The organism is Enterobacter sp. PP-008-ECC_S150 (assembly GCF_045257065.1).
Taxonomy (GTDB): domain Bacteria; phylum Pseudomonadota; class Gammaproteobacteria; order Enterobacterales; family Enterobacteriaceae; genus Enterobacter; species Enterobacter chengduensis.
Map to the genome: position 1 here is coordinate 88,840 of NZ_JBJHHG010000009.1, position 18,724 is coordinate 107,563.

19 protein-coding genes are annotated in these 18,724 nt (G+C 61.7%); 13 read left to right on the plus strand and 6 right to left on the minus strand.

Annotation, left to right across the window (positions count from 1 at the left end):
• Position 1: 1 nt before the first annotated feature.
• Positions 2–352, minus strand: a complete 351-nt coding sequence (gene hypA / locus ACJBF3_RS11850; RefSeq protein WP_045330644.1) for a hydrogenase maturation nickel metallochaperone HypA — start codon at positions 350–352, stop codon at positions 2–4.
• Between the two features lie 212 nt (positions 353–564).
• On the opposite strand from hypA, the gene hycA reads away from it, so the two are divergent.
• From hycA to hycI, 9 genes are all read left to right on the plus strand, one after another.
• The gene (hycA, locus tag ACJBF3_RS11855; protein WP_045330646.1) at positions 565–1,029 is read left to right on the plus strand and encodes a formate hydrogenlyase regulator HycA; all 465 of its coding nucleotides are present in this window, start codon (positions 565–567) and stop codon (positions 1,027–1,029) included.
• Positions 1,030–1,099: 70 nt separating this feature from the next.
• Positions 1,100–1,708, plus strand: a complete 609-nt coding sequence (locus tag ACJBF3_RS11860) for a 4Fe-4S dicluster domain-containing protein (protein ID WP_045330648.1) — start codon at positions 1,100–1,102, stop codon at positions 1,706–1,708.
• On the plus strand, positions 1,705–3,519 hold the full coding sequence (hycC, locus tag ACJBF3_RS11865; RefSeq protein WP_045330650.1) for a formate hydrogenlyase subunit 3: 1,815 nt from the start codon (positions 1,705–1,707) through the stop codon (positions 3,517–3,519). The genes ACJBF3_RS11860 and hycC overlap by 4 nt, the downstream gene beginning before the upstream one ends.
• 1 nt (position 3,520) lies before the next feature.
• Positions 3,521–4,444 carry a respiratory chain complex I subunit 1 family protein gene (locus ACJBF3_RS11870; RefSeq protein WP_045330651.1) on the plus strand — a complete coding sequence of 308 codons (924 nt, stop codon included), beginning with the start codon at positions 3,521–3,523 and terminating at the stop codon, positions 4,442–4,444.
• Between the two features lie 15 nt (positions 4,445–4,459).
• On the plus strand, positions 4,460–6,169 hold the full coding sequence (hycE, locus tag ACJBF3_RS11875; protein ID WP_045330653.1) for a formate hydrogenlyase subunit HycE: 1,710 nt from the start codon (positions 4,460–4,462) through the stop codon (positions 6,167–6,169).
• 9 nt (positions 6,170–6,178) lie between these two features.
• The gene (locus tag ACJBF3_RS11880) at positions 6,179–6,721 is read left to right on the plus strand and encodes a formate hydrogenlyase complex iron-sulfur subunit (protein ID WP_045330655.1); all 543 of its coding nucleotides are present in this window, start codon (positions 6,179–6,181) and stop codon (positions 6,719–6,721) included.
• Positions 6,721–7,488 carry an NADH-quinone oxidoreductase subunit B family protein gene (locus ACJBF3_RS11885; RefSeq protein WP_045330658.1) on the plus strand — a complete coding sequence of 256 codons (768 nt, stop codon included), beginning with the start codon at positions 6,721–6,723 and terminating at the stop codon, positions 7,486–7,488. Before ACJBF3_RS11880 ends, ACJBF3_RS11885 begins: the two co-directional genes overlap by 1 nt.
• Positions 7,485–7,895, plus strand: a complete 411-nt coding sequence (locus ACJBF3_RS11890; protein WP_045330661.1) for a formate hydrogenlyase maturation HycH family protein — start codon at positions 7,485–7,487, stop codon at positions 7,893–7,895. The genes ACJBF3_RS11885 and ACJBF3_RS11890 overlap by 4 nt, the downstream gene beginning before the upstream one ends.
• The gene (gene hycI, locus ACJBF3_RS11895) at positions 7,888–8,343 is read left to right on the plus strand and encodes a hydrogenase maturation peptidase HycI (RefSeq protein WP_045330663.1); all 456 of its coding nucleotides are present in this window, start codon (positions 7,888–7,890) and stop codon (positions 8,341–8,343) included. Before ACJBF3_RS11890 ends, hycI begins: the two co-directional genes overlap by 8 nt.
• 67 nt (positions 8,344–8,410) lie before the next feature.
• Here hycI and ACJBF3_RS11900 read toward each other — a convergent pair whose 3' ends face one another.
• Together ACJBF3_RS11900 and ascF are read right to left on the minus strand one after the other, a co-directional pair.
• Positions 8,411–9,835, minus strand: coding sequence for a 6-phospho-beta-glucosidase (locus ACJBF3_RS11900; protein WP_045330665.1), 1,425 nt, complete (start codon positions 9,833–9,835; stop codon positions 8,411–8,413).
• An 18-nt stretch (positions 9,836–9,853) separates the two neighbouring features.
• Complete coding sequence (ascF, locus tag ACJBF3_RS11905) at positions 9,854–11,305, minus strand: PTS cellobiose/arbutin/salicin transporter subunit IIBC (protein ID WP_045330668.1); 1,452 nt, start codon at positions 11,303–11,305, stop codon at positions 9,854–9,856.
• 214 nt (positions 11,306–11,519) lie between these two features.
• Here ascF and ACJBF3_RS11910 point away from each other — a divergent pair, with 214 nt between their 5' ends.
• From ACJBF3_RS11910 to ACJBF3_RS11925, 4 genes are all read left to right on the plus strand, one after another.
• Positions 11,520–12,533 carry a LacI family DNA-binding transcriptional regulator gene (locus ACJBF3_RS11910; protein ID WP_045330671.1) on the plus strand — a complete coding sequence of 338 codons (1,014 nt, stop codon included), beginning with the start codon at positions 11,520–11,522 and terminating at the stop codon, positions 12,531–12,533.
• A 134-nt stretch (positions 12,534–12,667) separates the two neighbouring features.
• Complete coding sequence (gene hydN, locus ACJBF3_RS11915; RefSeq protein WP_045330675.1) at positions 12,668–13,213, plus strand: electron transport protein HydN; 546 nt, start codon at positions 12,668–12,670, stop codon at positions 13,211–13,213.
• Positions 13,214–13,219: 6 nt separating this feature from the next.
• A complete protein-coding gene (gene hypF, locus ACJBF3_RS11920) occupies positions 13,220–15,436 on the plus strand; it encodes a carbamoyltransferase HypF (protein ID WP_045330677.1) in 2,217 nt (738 codons plus the stop codon).
• 1 nt (position 15,437) lies between these two features.
• The gene (locus tag ACJBF3_RS11925) at positions 15,438–16,460 is read left to right on the plus strand and encodes a HoxN/HupN/NixA family nickel/cobalt transporter (protein ID WP_045330679.1); all 1,023 of its coding nucleotides are present in this window, start codon (positions 15,438–15,440) and stop codon (positions 16,458–16,460) included.
• A 57-nt stretch (positions 16,461–16,517) separates the two neighbouring features.
• Here ACJBF3_RS11925 and gutQ read toward each other — a convergent pair whose 3' ends face one another.
• From gutQ to gutM, 3 genes are all read right to left on the minus strand, one after another.
• Positions 16,518–17,483 (minus strand): arabinose-5-phosphate isomerase GutQ, encoded by a 966-nt coding sequence (gutQ, locus tag ACJBF3_RS11930; RefSeq protein WP_045330682.1) that lies wholly within the window; start codon positions 17,481–17,483, stop codon positions 16,518–16,520.
• Entirely contained in the window at positions 17,476–18,249 is a 774-nt protein-coding gene (locus ACJBF3_RS11935) for a DNA-binding transcriptional repressor (RefSeq protein ID WP_021241949.1), read from the minus strand. The genes gutQ and ACJBF3_RS11935 overlap by 8 nt, the downstream gene beginning before the upstream one ends.
• Before the next feature lie 63 nt (positions 18,250–18,312).
• The gene (gutM, locus tag ACJBF3_RS11940) at positions 18,313–18,672 is read right to left on the minus strand and encodes a transcriptional regulator GutM (protein ID WP_045330685.1); all 360 of its coding nucleotides are present in this window, start codon (positions 18,670–18,672) and stop codon (positions 18,313–18,315) included.
• Positions 18,673–18,724: the final 52 nt, after the last annotated feature.

An 18,724-nucleotide genomic window follows, 5' to 3' on the forward strand; every position in this document is an offset into this window, starting at 1 on the left:
TTTACTCCTTCTCGATTTCGAGGCGTTGGATCTGCATGCCGTCATCCGCCACGATGCGAAGACCGGTGCTCTGGCACTGCGGGCAGCGCTGAACCTTTGATGACAGCAGGGTGACGTACTGTTGGCACTGCCCGCACCAGCACTCCGCCTGCTGTTCTTCAATATGGAGCTCGCAGCCTTCCGCCAGCGTGCCGCGGCATACCAGCTCAAAGCAGAAGGTCAGGGCGCTGGTCTCAACGCAGGAAAATGCCCCGACCTTCAGCCAGACGCCGGTGACGCGCTTCGCGTTGTTTTGCACTGCCTGCTGTTCGATAAGTTCCAGAGCCCGCTGGCAGAGGGTGATTTCGTGCATGACGCCTCCTCAATGAATTGCGCCATTGGAATGCAATAACGGTGCCAGCTTGATTTCTGTTAAGGCGTGACGATGTCAACGCTGTCGAAATGACACGTCGACACCGCGCCGGTGACAGCGTTTATTTAATTAAATTCTATTAAAATCAATGTGATAAAAACTGGCATGGAATCTGCTTAACAGCCGCTATCTCCATTAACCGGATACCTTCTATGACTATTTGGGAAATCAGCGAAAAAGCGGATTACATCGCGCAACGTCATCAGCAGCTGCAGGACCAGTGGCACCTCTACTGCAACTCTCTGGTTCAGGGCATTACCCTCTCGAAAGCGCGTCTTCATCACGCGATGAGCTGCGCGGCGCAGGGCGACATGCGCTTTGTTCTGTTCGGCCATTTCACCATCAATGTGACTCTCGCGGATAACTTCAACAGCCACACCATTGAGTATCACCTCGAGACAAAAGACGGCGAAAAACAGTGTATTGCGAAGGCGCAGCTGATGGCCGACGGCATGGTCGACGGCCACGTCAGCAACCGCGATCGCCAGCAGGTGCTGGAGCACTATCTGGAAAAAATCGCGCCGGTCTATAACGGCCTGTACGCCGCCGTTGAACACGATCTCCCGGTCAACCTGACGCAGCTGATGGGTGGCACCGCCTCAGCGAACGTGGCCTGACCCCTGCGTGTCGAGAAGTGTCGACAAGACAGTTTTTCGACAAAAATGACTATCACCAGAGGATAACCCGGTGAACCGTTTTGTAATTGCTGACTCGACGGTCTGCATTGGCTGTCGAACCTGCGAGGCGGCGTGTTCGGAAACGCATCGCCTGCATGGGCTGCAGTCCATGCCGCGCCTGCACGTCATGCGTAATGAAAAAGAGTCTGCCCCGCAGCTCTGCCATCACTGTGAAGATGCCCCCTGCGCGGGTGTCTGCCCGGTGAATGCCATCACCCGCGTGGATGGCGCGGTCCAGCTGAATGAAAGCCTGTGCGTGAGCTGCAAGCTGTGCGGCATCGCCTGCCCGTTTGGCGCGATCGAATTTTCCGGCAGCCGTCCGCTGCACGTTCCGGCGAACGCCAACTCGCCAAAAGCGCCGCCCGCGCCACCGGCGCCTGCGCGCGTCAGCACGCTGCTGGACTGGGTACCCGGCATCCGCGCCGTGGCGGTGAAGTGCGACCTGTGCAGCTTCGACGAGCAGGGCCCGGCCTGCGTGCGGGCCTGTCCGACGAAAGCGCTCATTCTGGTTAACATTCGCGACATCGCCCGCACCAGCAAGCGTAAACGCGAGCTGACCATCAACAGTGATTTTGGCGACCTTTCCCTGCTACAGGCGCTTAACGAGGGGGCGAAATGAACGCGGCAATGATGATGACCAGCGCGGTAGCCTGTTTTGCGGCCGCCGCTGTTCTGGCGCTTCTCTTCTCATTCCATAAAACCCTGAGCGGCGCGATAGCCGGGATCGGCGGGGCAGCAGGTAGCCTTATGACGCTTGCGGCAGGCGGCGTTGTCCTGCTCGGCGGCCAGTCCGTTGAGGCCGTGATGCCGCTGATTCGCCACAGCGTTGCGATGACGCCGCTGAACGCAATCTGGCTGGTGACCTTTGGCCTGTGCGGGCTGTTTATCAGCCTGTTCAATATCGACTGGCACCGCCATCCGCACGCCAAAGCCAACGGCCTGCTGGTGAACCTGCTGATGGCAACGGCGGTCTGCACCGTTATTGCCAGCAACCTCGGGGCGCTGGTGGTGATGGCGGAGATGATGGCCCTGTGCGGCGTGTTCCTGACGGGCTGCAGCGCCTCCGGCAAGCTGTGGTTTGCGCTCGGCCGCCTTGGGACGCTGCTGCTGGCGCTGGCCTGCTGGCTGGTGTGGCAACGCTTTGGCACGCTGGATTTCTCCGCGCTCAACGGCCATCCGCTGGGGAATGACGTCTGGCTGCTGGGCGCGATCGGCTTTGGCCTGCTCGCCGGGATTATCCCGCTGCACGGCTGGGTGCCGCAGGCGCATGCGAACGCCTCCGCGCCCGCCGCCGCGCTGTTTTCTGCGGTGGTGATGAAGGTCGGCCTGTTCGGCATTCTGGCGATTACGCTGACCGGCGGACAGCCGCCGCTGTGGTGGGGCGTCGTGCTGCTGTTAGCCGGCATGATTACTGCATTTGTCGGCGGCCTGTACGCGCTGATGGAGCACAACATCCAGCGCCTGCTGGCGTACCACACGCTGGAAAATATCGGCATCATCCTGCTCGGTATCGGCGCGGGGGTCACCGGTCTGGCGCTTAATCAACCGGCGCTGATCGCCGCCGGGTTTATCGGCGGTCTGTATCACCTCGTCAACCACAGCCTGTTTAAAAGCACCCTGTTCCTCGGGGCGGGAAGCGTCTGGTTCCGCACCGGCCATCGGGATATCGAAAAGCTCGGTGGGATCGGCAAAAAGATGCCGGTGATTTCACTGGCGATGCTGGTCGGGCTGATGGCGATGGCCGCGCTGCCGCCGCTGAACGGCTTTGCCGGGGAGTGGGTGATCTACCAGTCCTTCTTCGCCCTCGGTCAGAGCGATGCCTTTATCGCACGTCTGCTCGGCCCGCTGCTGGCGGTTGGCCTCGCCATTACCGGCGCGCTGGCGGTGATGTGCATGGCGAAAGTCTACGGCGTGACCTTCCTGGGCGCGCCGCGCACCCGCGAAGCGGAAAACGCCTGCTGTGCGCCGGTCTTAATGGGAGTGAGCGTGGTCGCGCTGGCGCTGTGCTGCATCGCGGGCGGCGTGACCGCGCCGTGGCTGCTGCCGCTGCTGGGCCACGCCATTCCGCTGCCGCTGACCGTGGCGAACACCACCGTTTCCCAGCCGATGATTGCGCTGCTGCTGATTGGCGCGCCGCTGCTGCCGCTCGTGCTGATGCTGTTCTTCAAACGCGATCGTCTCGCCTCCCGCTCGCGCGGTGCGGCGTGGGCCTGCGGCTACGAACACGAGCAGTCGATGGTCATTACCGCCCACGGCTTCGCCATGCCGGTGAAGGAGAACTTCGCCGCCGTGCTGAAGCTGCGCCAGTGGCTCAATCCGGTGGGCTGGGTACCCGGCTGGCAGAGCGCCGCCGCGCCCGCGCTGTTCCGCCGTCTGGCCGTCATCGAGCTGGCGGTGCTGGTGGTCATTGTGATTTCACGAGGAGCCTGACATGACTCTGTTACTGGCAATTCTTCAGGCGCTGGTGCTGTTCGCCGCGGCGCCGCTGCTGTCGGGCATTACGCGCGTGGCGCGCGCCCGGATGCACAACCGTCGCGGGCCTGGCGTACTCCAGGAGTACCGCGATCTCTTCAAGCTGCTCTCTCGCCAGAGCGTCGCGCCCGACGCCTCAGGCTGGGTCTTCCGCCTGACGCCGTTTGTGATGGTGGGCGTGATGCTCACCATCGCCACCGCGCTGCCGGTGGTCACGGTGGGGTCGCCGCTGCCGGTGCTCGGCGATTTGATCACGCTTATCTACCTCTTTGCCATCGCCCGCTTCTTCTTTGCGATTGCGGGTCTCGACACCGGGAGTCCGTTTACCGGCATCGGCGCCAGCCGCGAGGCAATGCTCGGCGTGCTGGTTGAGCCGATCCTGCTGCTGGGAATGTGGGTCGCCGCGCAGGTCGCGGGCTCTACCCACATCAGCGCTATCACCGATACCGTTTATCACTGGCCGGCTGCCCGCTCCATTCCGCTGGTACTGGCGCTGTGCGCGTGCGCGTTCGCGACCTTTATTGAGATGGGCAAACTGCCGTTTGACCTCGCGGAAGCCGAGCAGGAGCTGCAGGAAGGGCCGCTCACCGAATACAGCGGCTACGGCTTTGCGGTGCTGAAGTGGGGCATCAGCCTCAAACAGCTGGTGGTGCTGCAGATGTTTGTCGGCGTCTTCTTCCCGTGGGGCCAGATGACGCATTTCTCTGCGGGCGGACTGGTGCTGGCCGTCGTGGTTACCGTCCTCAAGCTGCTGGTCGGCGTGCTGGTGATTGCCCTGTTTGAAAACAGCATGGCGCGCCTGCGTTTTGTCGAAACGTCGCGCATCACCTGGGCCGGTTTTGGTTTTGCATTTTTAGCGTTCGTCTCCTTGCTGGTGGCGTGATTAAAGAGAGTGTTTATGTCTGAAGAAAAGAAAGGCCAGCAGTATCTCGCCGCGTTGCATCAGGCCTTCCCCGGCGTGGTGCTGGATGAAGGCTGGCAAACCAAAGACCAGATCACGATTACCGTGAAGGTGAACTACCTGCCGGAAGTGGTGGAGTTTCTCTATTACCAGCAGGGCGGCTGGCTGTCGGTGCTGTTCGGCAACGACGAGCGCCAGCTGTGCGGCAATTACGCCGTGTACTACGTGATGTCGATGGAGCAGGGCGAGAAGTGCTGGCTCACCGTGCGGGTTGAAGTCGACCCGAATAAGCCGGAATACCCGTCCGTCACGCCGCGCGTGCCCGCCGCCGTTTGGGGCGAGCGCGAAGTGCGCGACATGTACGGCCTGGTGCCGGTCGGCCTGCCGGACGAGCGCCGTCTGGTGCTGCCGGACGACTGGCCGGACGAGCTCTATCCGCTGCGTAAAGACAGCATGGACTATCGCCAGCGCCCGGCGCCGACCACCGACAGCGAAACCTACGAGTTCATCAACGAACTCGGCAGCAAGAAGAACAACGTGGTGCCGATCGGCCCGCTGCACGTCACCTCCGACGAGCCGGGCCACTTCCGCCTGTTCGTCGACGGCGAGAACATTATCGACGCCGACTACCGCCTGTTCTACGTCCACCGCGGCATGGAAAAGCTGGCGGAGACCCGCATGGGCTACAACGAAGTGACCTTCCTCTCTGACCGCGTGTGCGGCATCTGCGGCTTCGCCCACAGCACCGCCTACACCACCTCGGTGGAGAACGGTATGGGGATTGTGGTGCCGGAACGCGCGCAGATGATCCGCGCCATTCTGCTGGAGGTGGAGCGCCTGCACTCGCACCTGCTGAACCTCGGCCTGGCCTGCCACTTTGTCGGCTTCGACTCCGGGTTTATGCAGTTCTTCCGCGTGCGCGAAGCGTCGATGAAGATGGCGGAGATCCTCACCGGGGCGCGCAAAACCTACGGCCTGAACCTGATCGGCGGGATCCGCCGCGACCTGCTGAAAAACGACATGATCCAGACCCGCCAGCTGGCGCAGCAGATGCGCCGGGACGTGCAGGAGCTGGTGGATATGCTGCTCAGCACGCCCAATATTGAACAGCGCACCGTGGGGATTGGCCGTCTCGATCCGGAAATTGCCCGCGACTTCAGCAACGTCGGCCCGATGGTGCGCGCCAGCGGCCACGCCCGCGACACGCGTGCCGATCACCCGTTCGTCGGCTACGGCCTGCTGCCGATGACCGTGCACAGCGAGCAGGGATGCGACGTCATCTCGCGCCTGAAGGTACGCATCAACGAGGTGTTCACCGCCCTGAACATGATCGACTTCGGTCTCGACAACCTGCCGGGCGGCCCGCTGATGGTGGAGGGCTTCACCTACATTCCGAACCGCTTTGCGCTCGGCTTTGCCGAAGCGCCGCGTGGGGATGATATCCACTGGAGCATGACCGGCGACAACCAGAAGCTCTACCGCTGGCGCTGCCGCGCGGCCACCTACGCCAACTGGCCGACCCTGCGCTACATGCTGCGCGGCAACACCGTGTCTGACGCGCCGCTGATCATCGGCAGCCTCGACCCGTGCTACTCCTGCACCGACCGCATGACCGTGGTGGACGTGCGCAAGAAGAAAAGCCAGGTGGTGCCGTACAAAGAGCTTGAGCGCTACAGCATCGAGCGTAAAAACTCGCCGCTGAAATAAGGACTCGCCATGTTTACCTTTATCAAAAAAGTAATCAAAACCGGCACGCAGACCAGCCGCTATCCGCTGGAGCCGATGCCGGTCGATAAAAACTTTCGCGGCAAGCCGGAGCACAACCCGCAGCAGTGCATTGGCTGCGCGGCGTGCGTCAACGCCTGTCCGTCGAACGCCTTAACGGTGGAAACGGATCTCAAAACCGGCGAGCTGGCCTGGCAGTTTAACCTTGGGCGCTGCATCTTCTGCGGCCGCTGCGAGGAGGTCTGCCCGACGGTTGCCATTCGCCTGTCGCAGGAGTACGAGCTGGCGGTGTGGAAGAAAGAAGACTTCCTGCAGCAGTCGCGCTTTGACCTGTGCCACTGCCGCGTCTGTCGGCGTCCGTTCGCCGTGCAAAAAGAGATCGACTACGCCATCGCGCTGCTGCAGCACAACGGTGACGTCCGCGCGGAGCATCATCGTGAAAGTTTTGAGACCTGCCCCGAGTGCAAGCGGCAGAAATGCCTGCTGCCGTCCGACCGCATTGATATCACCCGCCACATGAGAGAGGCCAGCTGATGGAAAATTTACTCGGCCCGCGCGACGATAACGGCATTCCGGTGCCGATGACGGTGGACGAATCCATCGCCAGCATGAAGGCGTCGCTGCTGAAAAAAATCAAACGCTCGGCCTACGTCTACCGCGTGGACTGCGGCGGCTGCAACGGCTGTGAGATTGAGATCTTCGCCACCCTGTCGCCGCTGTTTGACGCCGAGCGCTTCGGCATCAAGGTGGTGCCGTCCCCGCGTCATGCGGACATTCTGCTGTTCACCGGGGCGGTCACCCGCGCCATGCGCTCGCCCGCGCTGCGCGCCTGGCAGTCCGCGCCGGATCCGAAAATCTGCATCTCGTACGGTGCCTGCGGCAACAGCGGCGGCATCTTCCATGACCTCTACTGCGTCTGGGGCGGCACCGACAAAATCGTGCCGGTCGACGTCTACATTCCGGGCTGTCCGCCAACGCCTGCCGCGACGCTGTACGGTTTTGCCATGGCGCTCGGCCTGCTGGAGCAGAAAATCCACGCCCGCGAGCCGGGCGAGCTCGACAACCAGCCGGCGGCCATTCTGCACCCGGACATGGTCCAGCCGCTGCGGGTGAAGGTCGACCGCACGGCGCGCAGGCTGGCGGGCTACCGCTACGGCCGCCAGATTGCCGACGACTATCTGCGCCTGCTGAGCCAGGGCGAACATCAGGTGGCGCGCTGGCTGGAGGCGGAAAACGACCCGCGTCTCAATGAGATCGTGGCGAACCTGAACAGCATTGTGGACGAGGCGCGTATCCGATGAGTGAAACGGTGGTGTTCAGCCAGCTGAGCCGTAAGTTTATTGATGAGAACGATGCCACGCCGGATGCGGCGCAGCAGGTGGTCTATTACAGCCTGGCGATTGGGCACCACCTCGGGGTGATTGACTGCCTGGAGGCGGCGCTGAGCTGCCCGTGGCCGGATTACCTGGCGTGGATTGCCACGCTGGAGGAGGGCAGCACGGCGCGGCGCAAGATGGAGGGCGTACCGAAGTACGGCGAGATCGTGATCGACGCCAACCACATTGCGACGCTCGCCAACGCCTTTGACGCGGCGCTCGGCAGGCAAACCCCGGAGCAGCAGGCGTGGAGCAAAACGCTGCTCGGCATGCTGCACGATATTCATCAGGAGAGCGCCATCTACCTGATGGTGAGGAGATTACGTGACTGACGTTTTACTGTGTGTCGGCAACAGCATGATGGGCGACGACGGCGCGGGCCCGCTGCTGGCCGGGATGTGCGCCGCGAACCCGCAGGGCGGCTGGGTGGTGATTGACGGCGGCAGCGCGCCGGAAAATGACGTGGTCGCCATCCGCGAGCTGCGCCCGGACAGGCTGTTAATCGTCGATGCCACAGATATGGGGCTCAATCCCGGCGAGATCCGCCTGATTGACCCGGACGACATTGCCGAAATGTTTATGATGACCACCCACAATATGCCGCTGAACTACCTGGTCGATCAGATTAAAGACGACGTGGGCGAGGTGCTTTTTTTGGGCATTCAGCCGGATATCGTTGGGTTTTATTACCCGATGACGCCACCGGTGAAGGAGGCGGTGGAGGTGGTGTATTCACGACTAGCCGGGTGGGCTGGAGACGGAGGGTTTTCTCAGCTCTGAGCAGCGGCTTACCGGGCCTACGGTTTTGTAGGCCGGGTAAGGCGAAGCCGCCACCCGGCAAAGCAGGCTACTCCAGATCCCCCCCGTTACTGGCAATCACCTTCTTATACCATCCGAACGATTTCTTGCGTTTCCGCTCCAGCGTGCCGTTCCCCGCATCGTCGCGGTCGACGTAGACAAAGCCGTAGCGCTTGCTCATCTCGCCCGTTGAGGCAGCCACCAGGTCGATGCAGCCCCAGGTGGTGTAGCCCATCAGCGGCACGCCGTCCTCAATCGCGTCGCCCATCGCGCGGATATGCTCGCGCAGGTAGCTGATGCGGTAGTCGTCGTTGATCTCGCCGTTTTCATCAATGACGTCTTTCGCGCCGAGGCCGTTTTCCACCAGGAACAGCGGCTTCTGGTAGCGGTCGTACATCATGTTCATGGTGATGCGCAGGCCGAGCGGGTCAATGCCCCAGCCCCACTCGCTCACCTGAATGTGCGGGTTGCGCAGGGATTTGACGATGTTCGCGGCATTGGTGTTGTTCGCGTTCATATCCGCCGACGCGCAGCGCGAGGCGTAATAGCTAAACGAGACAAAATCGACGGTGTTTTTCAGAAGTAGATCGTCGCCTGGGTCTTTCACAATCACCACGCCTTTCTCGCGGAACACGCGGGCAGAGTAGGCCGGGTAGCTGCCGCGCGCCTGCACGTCGATAAAGAACAGGTTCTCGCGGTCTTTCTCCAGCGCCATCCACACGTCTTCCGGCTTGCAGGAGTAAGGGTAGAAGTTACCGCCCGCCAGCATACAGCCGACCTGGTTTTCCGGGTTCACCTCGTGGGCGATTTTGGTCGCCAGCGCGCTCGCCACCAGCTCGTGATGCGCGGCCTGGTATTTCACCTGGTCTTCGTTTTCACCTTCCTCAAACACCAGCCCCGCGCCGGAGAACGGGCTGTGCAGCATGATGTTGATTTCGTTGAAGGTCAGCCAGTATTTCACCAGGCCGTTAAATTCCTCAAAGCAGGTGCGGGCGTAGCGGGCGAAGAAATCGACCATCCTGCGGCTGCGCCACGAGCCGTACTCCGTGACCAGGTGCATCGGCACGTCGAAGTGGCAGAGCGTCACCAGCGGCTCGATGCCGTACTTTTTGCACTCCTCAAATACCGCGCGGTAGAAGGCAATGCCCTCTTTGTTGGGCAGCGGTTCGTCGCCGTTCGGATAGAGGCGGCTCCAGGCAATCGAGGTGCGGAACACCGTAAAGCCCATCTCCGCCATCAGGGCGATGTCTTCTTTATAGCGATGGTAAAAATCAATTGCCTTGTGGCTCGGGTAGAACTCGTCGTCACGCAGCGAGAAACGCTTTTCCTTACCCAGCTTCACCGCCAGACGGTTCGCGCCGTGGGGGATCATATCGACCGTCGTCAGCCCTTTGCCCCCTTCACGGTAAGCCCCTTCACTCTGGTTGGCGGCAAGCGCGCCGCCCCATAAAAATCCTTGTGGAAAAACAGACATTCTTACCTCGCTTTCAATTTATGCTTTTGCTGCGCCGTTCGGTACCGGCGCGGTCTGCAGGGCGCGCGCTTTTTCGGCCTCGTCTTCGACCGGGATATCCTCAAACCCTAACAGCAGGGTCAGAACAAACGACAGCACCACTGCCAGCCCCATCACGCCAAACACCCAGACGATGGTCATCGGGTTGGCCGGATCGAAGAACTGCACGCTGGTAAACAGCCCCGGCGCTGCCATCGAGTGGCTGGCAAGACCCGCCATACCGGCTACCGCGCCGCAGATAAAGCCGCTGATCAGGCTCGCAACCAACGGACGTTTAAGACGCACCGCCACGCCGTACAGGGCCGGTTCGGAGATTCCCGCCATGATGGCGGAGGCTGCCGCCGCCAGCGCCGTCTGGCGCAGCTCCGGGTTTTTGGTTTTCCACGCCACCGCCAGCGACGATCCGCCGAGCGACAGGTTGGCGCCGATTTCCGACGGCATCACCATCCCTTCTTTGCCCGTTTCGGCAATGGTCTGAATGATGGTTGGCGTAAAGACGCGGTGCATACCGGTCATGACCAGCAGCGGCCAGAGTGCGCCCATAATGGCGACGGAGAGCCAGCCCAGGTAGCCGTGAATGGTGTAGACCAGCGCGGAAATGGCGCTCCCGATCCAGATCCCCAGCGGCCCAATCAGCACGATGGCGAGCGGGGCGGCAATCAGCACGATCAGCATCGGCTTGAGGAAGTTCTTCGTCACCGCCGGGGTAATGCGATCCACCCAGCGTTCGATGTACGACAGGCACCAGGTCATCACCAGCGCGGGGATGACGGTGTAGGTGTATTTCACCGCCGTCACCGGAATAAAGGCGAACTCAACGTGCTCGCCCTGCGCGGCCTTTGCCATCAGCTCGATAAAGCTCGGGTGCACCAGCACGCCCGCAATGGCGATCGCCAGCGACATGTTGGTTTTGAACTTCACCGCCGCCGAGGCCGCCACCATGAGCGGCAGGAAGAAGAACGCCCCGTCGCCAATCACCGTCAGAATGGTGAGCGTCGGCGCGCCTTTTGGCAGCACGCCGGTCATCTCAAGGATCATCGCCAGCAGCTTGACCATCGAACCGCCGATGATCGCCGGGATCAGCGGGGACATGGTGCCGATCAGCGCGTCGAGGATCCCGGCGCCGATGCGGCGTAAGGTCATCTTCTGCGGCCCTTCCGGCACGGCGGGCTGCAGGTCAGTAGGCAGCATGCTCACCACTTCGCGGTAAGCCTGTGAAACGGTATTGCCAACGATCACCTGGCACTGGTTGTCGTTGCGCACTACGCCGAGCACGCCGCTGATGCTTTTCAGGCGTGCCGCGTCGGTAAGGCTCTCGTCTTTCAGAACGAAGCGTAAACGCGTCATGCAGTGGGTGACGGCGACGATGTTCTCTTTGCCGCCCAGCGCGCTGATAACGTCGTTCGCCAGCGCAGCGTAATTTTTGGCCATCGGATGTGATCCTGTTATCGTTGTGAGAAGTGTAGGAAACCGGTTTCACATAATCATCATGAGTTTTTATGATTGAAACAAGATAGCTTTTTGACCATTTTTTCGTTTCGTGATGCAGATCGCGATAGGGTGTCGAAAGCGTGATTTCGACGCCAGGACAATTTTTTTGCAGTGCAGTACACTGCGCTTCATCAGATTCAGACGGAATAACAACATGACCACGATGCTTGAAGTGGCGAAGCGGGCAGGCGTTTCGAAGGCCACGGTATCCCGGGTGCTGTCGGGAAATGGCTACGTCAGCCAGGAGACCAAAGACCGGGTGTTTCAGGCCATTGAAGAGAGCGGCTATCGCCCGAATTTGCTGGCGCGCAATCTGGCAACTAAGCGTACCCAGACGCTGGGGCTGGTAGTGACCAATACCCTGTATCACGGCGTCTACTTTAGCGAACTGCTGTTTCACGCCGCGCGCATGACGGAGGAGAAAGGGCGACAGCTGATCCTCGCGGACGGCAAGCACAGCGCGGATGAGGAGCGCGAGGCGATCCAGTACCTGCTCGATATGCGCTGCGACGCGGTGATCATCTACCCGCGTTTCCTGAGCGTGGAAGAGATGGATGAGATCGTCGAGAAGTGCGATCAGCCCATTATGGTGCTCAACCGCCGCCTGCGGAAAAACAGCAGCCACAGCGTGTGGTCCGATCATAAGGCCTCCAGCCAGGAGGCGGTGTTAAAGCTGATTGCCAAAGGGCACCGGGAGATCGCGTTTATTACCGGCTCGCTGGATTCTCCCACCGGGGTTGAGCGTCTCTCAGGCTATAAGGACGCGCTGGCGCAGCACGGTATTCCGCTGCGCGAGGGGCTAATTGCGCAGGGCAAGTGGAACCCCGCCAGCGGCGCGGCGGCGGTGTCCGAGCTGCTGGCTCGCGGCGAACGCTTTACGGCGCTGGTGGCAAGCAATGACGACATGGCAATCGGTGCCATGAAGCAGCTGCACGACAGCGGCGTCGCCACCCCGGACGCGGTATCGGTGATCGGATTCGACGACGTGGCCATCGCGCCCTACATCGTGCCGTCGCTCTCCAGCGTGCGTATTCCGGTGACGGAGATGATCAAAGAGACCATCAGCCGGCTGATCTTCATGCTCGACGGCGGTGAGTTTAAATATCAGCAAACCTTCTCCGGCGAGCTGGTCCTGCGCGACTCGGTTATTGACGGCCCGCACCGCTGATGTCGACAGACGTCATCGTCATAAGTGACGATGACGGCACTGAAGTGATTTTTAAATTCCTATAAAATCAATGTGTTAATTATTGGCACGTTTTATGAATATCTCCGCGCATAACTGTAATGCTGGAGAAGCAGATGAACCGTTTTATTATGGCCGATGCCAGTAAGTGTATCGGTTGCCGTACCTGTGAAGTGGCGTGCGTGGTTTCCCATCAGGCGGAGCAGGACTGCGCGTCGCTGACTCCTGACACCTTCCTGCCGCGCATCCACGTCATCAAAGGCGTGAACATTTCCACCGCCGCCATTTGTCGCCAGTGCGAAGACGCCCCGTGCGCGAACGTCTGCCCGAACGGGGCGATTAAACGCGAGAAAGGTTTTGTGCACGTGATGCAGGAGCGCTGCATCGGCTGCAAAACCTGCGTGGTCGCCTGCCCGTATGGCGCGATGGAGGTGGTGGTTCGTCCGGTGGTGCGCAACAGCGGCATGGGTCTGAGCGTGCGCGCGGACAAAGCCGAAGCCAACAAATGTGACCTTTGCTACCACCGTGAAGCCGGCCCGGCCTGTATAGAAGCCTGCCCGACGCACGCGCTGGTCTGCGTGGATCGCGAAAAGCTGGAGCAGATGAGCGCCGAAAAGCGCCGTCGCGCGGCGTTCGACACGTCGTCATCACTGCTGTTCTGAACCGTCATGAGCAGCAACGGCGTTCAGCTGCGCGTGCGCGGCAAAGTGCAGGGCGTGGGGTTTCGTCCCTTCGTCTGGCAGCTTGCGCAGGCGCTTCAGTTGACCGGTGACGTCTGCAATGACGGAGAGGGCGTGCTGGTGCGCCTCGCGGGTAATGGGGGGGCCTTTACCGCGAGGCTGCATCAGGACTGCCCGCCGCTGGCACGCATCGATCGCGTTGAAACGCAGCCGTTTACCTGGGCGCACGTGCCGGAGGACTTTACCATCCGCCACAGCGTGGGCAGCGCGATGAACACCCAGATTGTGCCGGATGCCGCGACCTGTCCGGCGTGTCTGGCTGAAATGCGCGACCCCGGCGAGCGCCGTTACCGCTATCCGTTTATCAACTGCACCCACTGTGGGCCGCGGTTTACCATTATCCGCGCCATGCCCTACGACCGCCCGGCCACCTCAATGGCGTTTTTCCCGCTCTGCGCGCCGTGTGAAGCGGAGTACCGCAATCCTGCCGACCGCCGCTTTCACGCCCAGCCGGTCGCCTGTCCGGACTGCGGGCCCGCGCTGGAGTGGCAGGCGGGCGGCGTCGCGGCTGCCCGCGAGGCTGCGCTGCACGCGGCGGTGGCGATGCTGAAAAGCGGCGGTATCGTCGCGGTCAAAGGGCTGGGCGGTTTTCATCTCGTCTGCGACGCGCGTAATCCGCAGGCGATCGCGACGCTTCGGGCGCGCAAGCAGCGTCCCGCGAAGCCGCTGGCGGTGATGATCCCGCATGCGGACGATCTGCCGGAGACGATTCAGACGCTGCTGCGCTCACCCGCCGCACCGATTGTGCTCACGCCAAAAGCCCGGCTGCCCGTGTTCCCGGAAGATATCGCGCCCGGTCTGGATAGCGTGGGCGTCATGCTGCCCGCTAACCCGCTGCAGCATCTTCTGATGATGGACTGTCAGCGGCCGCTGGTGATGACCTCCGGCAACCTCAGCGGCAGGCCGCCTGCCATCACCAACCCGCAGGCGCTGGACGATCTCCGCGGCATCGCGGACGGCTTCCTGCTGCATAACCGCGACATCCTGCAGCGGATGGACGATTCGGTGGTGGACCGCGACGGCGCAATGCTTCGCCGCGCGCGCGGTTTTGTGCCGGATGCCGTCACGATGCCTGCGGGTTTCGAGAATATTCCGGCCATGTTGTGTACCGGTGCGGAGATGAAAAACACCTTCTGCCTGGTGCGCGGTAACCAGGCGGTGCTGAGCCAGCATTTTGGCGATCTCGGCGACGAGGGTGTCGACGCGCAGTGGCGCGGCGCGCTCTCGCTGATGCTGGACATTTACGCCTTCCAGCCGGAGCGCGTGGTGTGCGACGCCCATCCGGGGTACCGCGCTCGCCGCTGGGCGCAGGCGCAGGGGCTGCCCGTTGAAACCGTGCTACATCATCACGCCCACGCCGCGGCGTGCCTGGCGGAAAACGGCTGGCCGCGCGAGGGCGGAGACGTTATCGCCCTGACGCTGGACGGCATCGGCATGGGCGAAAACGGCGCGCTGTGGGGGGGAGAGTGCCTGCGGGTGAACTACCTGGAGTGCGAGCGTCTGGGCGGATTGCCCGCCGTTGCGCTGCCGGGTGGCGATCTGGCGGCCCGGCAGCCGTGGCGCAATTTGCTTGCCCACTGTCTGGCGTTTACCCCTGACTGGCAGCGCTATCCGGAAACGCGCGCGGTTCAGCGCCAGAACTGGCCGCTGCTGGCGACGGCGATCCGGCGCGGTATCAATGCGCCGCGAGCGTCGTCCTGCGGCCGCCTGTTTGATGCCGTCGCCTGTGCGCTGGGTATCGAAACCCAATCCTGGGAGGGTGAGGCGGCCTGTCGGCTGGAAGCGCTGGCATCGCAGTGCGCGGGTGTCGATCATCCGGTGACGCTGGAAGCGGATAACCTCGCACTTTTCTGGCAGCAGTGGCTGAGCTGGCAGGCGGAGCCCAGCGCGCGCGCGTGGGCGTTTCACGACGCGCTGGCTAAAGGGCTGGCGGAGCTCGCCGCGTTTCATGCCCGACGCCTGTCGCTGTCGACAATCTGTCTCAGCGGCGGCGTGTTGCACAACCGTCTGCTGCGCGCGCGCCTGCATCATTATCTTTCTGACTTTACGCTTCTTTTTCCTTCGCGCCTGCCCGCAGGCGACGGAGCGATCTCCTTCGGGCAGGCGGCGATCGCCGCCGCCCGGTCATGTTTACAAAGGACTTAAAATGTTACGACTCTTACGCAATGAACCTCGCGCCGCGCTTCTGCTGCTGGCTCTGGTAATGGCAAACCTGCTGGCCTGGGGATGGGCATGGCACACCTTTAGCGGCAGCACGGCGCTGATGGCCGCCAGCCTGCTGGCGTGGTGCTACGGGCTGCGTCACGCGGTGGACGCCGACCACATTGCCGCCATTGATACCGTGACGCGTAAGATGATGCAGCAGGGCCAACGCCCGTCCGGCGTGGGGGCATGGTTCTCGCTGGGACACTCCACCATCGTGGTGCTGGCCTCCATTGCCATCGCCGCCACCGCCACGGCGTTTCAGAAAAACATGGCATGGTTCCACGAAACCGGCAGCCTGATTGGCACCGCCGTTTCCGCCACTTTCCTGCTGGCGATGGCGCTGGTGAATATGGTGATTTTGCGCGGCGTCTGGCGCAGTTTTCAGGCGCTGAAAAGCGGCAGGCCGGTGCAGGGCGATATCACCCTGCCCGCGCAGGGCGGCGTCATGAACTGGCTGTTTGGCAAAACCTTCCGCCTCGTCAATAAAAGCTGGCAGATGTACCTGGTAGGCTTCCTGTTTGGCCTCGGGTTTGATACCGCCACCGAAATCGGCGTGCTGGGGATCTCTGCCGCCAGCGCCTCCAGCGGAATGTCCGTGTGGTCAATCATGATCTTCCCGGCGCTCTTCGCCAGCGGCATGGCGCTGGTGGATACCCTCGACAACCTGCTGATGGTCGGCGCCTACGGCTGGGCGTTTAACAAGCCGCAGCGCAAGCTCTACTACAACATGACCATCACCGGCACCTCCGTAGTGGTGGCGCTGTTTATCGGTGGGCTTGAGGCGCTGGGCCTGCTGATGGATAAATTTGCCCTCAGCGGCGGCGTGTGGGATCTGGTGAGTGCGGTGAACGACAACCTCGGCAACGCCGGGTTTGTGGTGGTCGGGCTGTTTGTCGCCTGCTGGCTGATCTCCATGGTCAACTACCGCTGGCGCGGCTACGACGCGCTGGTGGTGCGTTCCTGAGGAGGTGCTGGGCGTCGCCAGCCTGTACCGGTTGGCGACGCGCGTGGGGCTGAAGGGTTAGATAATCCCGGCCTGGTAGAAGTCCTGCAGGTTGATGGCGCCGCACAGTCTGCCGGTGTCATCCACCACCGGTGCGGCGGTGATTTTGCGCTTCATCAGAACCTCTTTGGCTTCAATGGCGCGGCTCTCGGCGTTCAGCGTCAGGCCGCCCTGGGTCATGGCGTCAGACACGCGTGTTTCCAGCCTGCCGCCGCCCACCAGCCAGCGGCGCAGGTCGCCGTCGGTGAATACGCCTTTGACGTAACCGTCGTCGTCGCACACCGCCACCAGCCCCAGACCGGTGCGGCTTAGCTCCAGCATCGCGTCCATCACGCTGGTATCAAGTTTTACCTGCGGAATGGCATCGTCGGTGCGCATCAGGTGGTGAACCTTGTTGAGCAGGCGTGCGCCGAGCGCGCCCGCCGGATGCGAGCGGGCGAAATCTTCTTCGTTAAAGCCGCGCGCCTGCATCACCGCCATCGCCAGCGCGTCGCCCATCATCAGGGTGTTGACGGTGCTGGAGGTCGGGGCAAGGTGCATTGGACAGGCTTCACGCTCAACGGAAATATCCAGCGTCGCCTTGGCGGCCAGCGCCAGCGGCGAGCGGGACTTGCCGGTCATCGCCAGCAGGGCGACCGATTTCTCCTGCAGGCGAGGAATGATGAGATCCAGCTCTTTGGCCGAACCGGAGTAGGAGATAAACAGCATCACGTCGCGGCTCTCTATCATCCCCAGATCGCCGTGCAGCGCCTCCGCGGGATGCACGAAGAAGGCCGGGGTGCCGGTGCTGGCGAGCGTCGCGGCAATCTTTTTGCCGATATGGCCGGATTTACCGATGCCCGCCACGATCACTTTGCCTTCGCAGTGGATAATGGTGTTGGCGGCGCGGACAAAGTCGTCGCCCAGACGTTCCGGCAGGCGGCTGGCTTCCTGCAGCTCCAGCATCAGCGTCTGGCGGCCCGTTTCTAACAGAAAATCACTCATCTCTCTCTCCGGTTACGATCACGTCGATGCCTTTCTCTTCCAGCGCTTTCCTGAACGCCGGATCGATACCCGCGTCGGTAATCAGCTTATCGACGCTCTCCAGGCTACAGACAATATTGGGGCTTTTGCGGCCAAACTTCGACGAGTCCGCCATCAAAATCACTTCCCGCGCGGCGTTGCACATGGCTTTACTGACGCTGAACACCTCGTTGAACGTCGTGACGCCCGCGTTCAGGTCGATGCCGTCGGTGCCCATGAACAGCTTATCAAAGCTGAAGTGGTCGAACGCGTTCTCGGCCAGCTGACCGTGAAACGACGCCGATTTTTTGCGGAAGGTGCCGCCGGGCATCAGGATGGTTTGCTCGCTGTCGAATTCCGACAGGGCGTTGACGATATGCAGGCTGTTGGTCATCACCGTGATGTTGTTAAAGCGGCTGAGCAGGGGGATCATCTGCAGGACGGTGCTGCCAGCGTCAAGGATAATCGAGTCGCCATCGTGGATAAATTTCACCGCCGCTTCGGCGATAAGCGCCTTCTGGTGGGTGTTGATCAGCGTTTTGTGATCGATGGGCGGGTCCGCTTCGTCCTTATTGAGCACCACGCCGCCGTAGGTTCGAATGACGGCCCCTGAGTTTTCGAGCAATACCAGGTCCTTGCGTATCGTCGTGCCGGTGGTGTCAAAGTAGTGTGCCAGGTCCTCTACCGAACATTTTCCCTGCTTTTGCAGATGTTCCAGAATGGCCGCCTGCCGCTGACGAGGTTTCATAGGCGCTTCGTTCCTTAGGTTGCGAAATGATAATTTCGCAAGCCTATAGCTTTCACAACGAAATTATCCATGTTTCAGATTAAGCGCTAATGATAGTGCATTCTGACAGAGCGGATCATGGGGAAAGATCACATCAGGCCGCAATTCCTGCAGCGAAATGCCGTTGATTGCCTGGATTTTCACCGGACGGGCGAATACGGTCAGGCCGCGCATGATGAGGGAATCGCAGACGGTGTTATTTTCATCCAGCGCAATCGCCACGACGACGCGCGGCTTAAAGCGTCCGCCGGAACGCCCGACGCCCACGCGGCCTTTCTGGCACAGGGCATCAAACGCGCGGTTGAACTGGTGGATTTGCCAGCCGCCAAACGCCATCTGGCAGATCCAGGCGAGGGCGGCGACGGTGATGAGTGCGGTGACCATATCGGCTCCTTTAATTGCCGGGGGGCGGCTGCGCCTTACCCGGCCTACGGGG